We start from the raw sequence: 2,202 nt of genomic DNA, 5'->3' as shown, positions 1-2,202 counted from the left end.
CCAGCTGCGAAACCGGCTCCTGCTCCGGCCAAGCCTGCCGACAAGCCGGTCACCGTGGCCAAGGCTGCCGGTGGCAGCTGGTACGCCGGTCAGCCGACCAGCAACTATGTCGTGCAGATCCTCGGCACCAGCTCGGAAACCGCTGCGCAGAACTTCGTCAAGGAGCAGGGCGGCGAGTACCGTTATTTCAAGAAAGTCCTCAATGGCAAGCCGCTTTACGTGATCACCTACGGCAACTTTGCCAATCGTGATGCGGCCGTTTCTGCCATCAAGGCCTTGCCAGCGAAGGTTCAGGCTGGTAAACCTTGGCCTCGCACTGTCGCCAGCGTCCAACAGGAACTGGCAACAACTCGCTGAAGATTCGGCGGCCTTACCCAGGCCGCCTCTCCAAGCACCTCAAAATTTCTACGAGTGCGCGCCGCCTCCAGGGACGGTTGGCGCTTGCTGACGACCGCGACGCCGCCCCATTTTTTGCTGGGCAAGGCGCGAGGAACGTAGTTTGGTTTTTCCAAATAAGTTCCGAGCAACGCTGCCCAGCGAAAAATGGGGCGCGTCCCTTCGGGTTGCGCGCCAACGTGTGCGAGGCTGCGTTGCGGGATTTGCCAAGGGAACAACCATTGGCAGCATCCCGCGCCTTGCCTCGCACACGTTGGCGTGCAACGCGGTTCGCCAGCAAGCGCCAACCGTCCCTGCGGCCGCGTGCCTTGTGGTGTCTGCGTCACAGTAGTCTTTGAGTCGTTGCGGTCAAAATTAAAAAAGTTTTGACTAGCACAGCAGATCGCTTTAAACCTTTCACAAATGCGACATGAATTTGCGACAGTTCGTCGTCAAATTTGTGAGCCTCTGTGTCGCTGTGTACAATGACCACCCTTTTGCCCCCGCTAAGCCGGCGTACGTTCGGCGCGGAACGCAAGTGGTTGAATTGAAAAGAAATTTGCCTCGAGTAGAGGCAGCCTGGTGAGAAAGTGTCTATGAAAGCAGGTCTGTACCAACCAGATGAATTCAAGGATAACTGCGGTTTCGGCCTGATAGCTCATATGCAGGGCGAGCCCAGTCATACCCTTTTGCAAACGGCCATCGAGGCCCTGACCTGCATGACCCACCGCGGTGGGATTAATGCCGACGGCAAGACCGGTGACGGTTGCGGTCTGCTGATTCAAAAACCCGACGCCTTCCTGCGAGCCATTGCCCGGGAAAGCTTCGGCGTCGATATGCCCAAGCAATATGCCGTGGGCATGGTGTTCTTCAATCAGGATCCGGCCAAGGCCGAAGCCGCTCGCGAGAACATGAACCGCGAGATCCTCGCCGAAGGCCTGCAACTGATCGGCTGGCGCAAAGTGCCGATCGACACCAGCGTCCTCGGCCGCCTCGCCCATGAACGCCTGCCGCAGATCGAGCAGGTCTACATCGGCGGCGAAGGCCTGAGCGATCAGGACATGGCGGTGAAGCTGTTCAGCGCCCGTCGCCGTTCGTCGGTGGCCAACGCCGCTGACACCGACCACTACATCTGCAGCTTTTCGCACAAGACCATCATCTATAAAGGCCTGATGATGCCGGCCGACCTGGCCGCGTTCTATCCGGACCTGAGTGACGAACGCCTGCAAACCGCAATCTGCGTGTTCCACCAGCGCTTCTCTACCAACACCCTGCCGAAATGGCCGCTGGCGCAGCCGTTCCGCTTCCTCGCCCACAACGGCGAAATCAACACCATCACCGGTAACCGCAACTGGGCGCAGGCCCGGCGGACCAAGTTCACCAATGATCTGATGGATCTGGAAGAGCTCGGCCCGCTGGTCAACCGCGTCGGTTCCGACTCCTCGAGCATGGACAACATGCTCGAACTGATGGTCACCGGTGGCATCGACCTGTTCCGTGGCGTGCGGATGATCATTCCGCCTGCGTGGCAGAACGTCGAAACCATGGACCCGGATCTGCGTGCGTTCTACGAGTACAACTCGATGCACATGGAGCCGTGGGACGGTCCGGCCGGCGTGGTGATGACCGATGGTCGCTACGCGGTGTGCCTGCTCGACCGTAACGGTCTGCGCCCGGCGCGCTGGGTCACCACCAAGAACGGTTTCATCACCCTCGCCTCGGAAATCGGCGTGTGGAACTACCAGCCCGAAGACGTGCTCGCCAAGGGTCGCGTCGGCCCTGGCCAGATCTTCGCCGTGGATACCGAAACCGGGCAGATCCTCGACA

1 protein-coding gene and 1 pseudogene are annotated in these 2,202 nt (G+C 59.8%); both read left to right on the top strand.

The annotated features are described in order from the left end of the window. A partial coding sequence (locus OQK_RS31120) for an SPOR domain-containing protein (protein ID WP_038860784.1) occupies positions 1–357 on the top strand: 357 nt, incomplete at its 5' end. Positions 358–971: 614 nt separating this feature from the next. Then, positions 972–2,202, top strand: a pseudogene (gene gltB, locus OQK_RS08810) (glutamate synthase large subunit); the annotation flags it as partial.

This window comes from Pseudomonas sp. R62, assembly GCF_000257605.1.
GTDB classification, from domain to species: domain Bacteria; phylum Pseudomonadota; class Gammaproteobacteria; order Pseudomonadales; family Pseudomonadaceae; genus Aquipseudomonas; species Aquipseudomonas atacamensis.
Note: the sequence above shows the minus strand (reverse complement) of the source record. Positions and strands in the feature narration are given on the sequence as shown.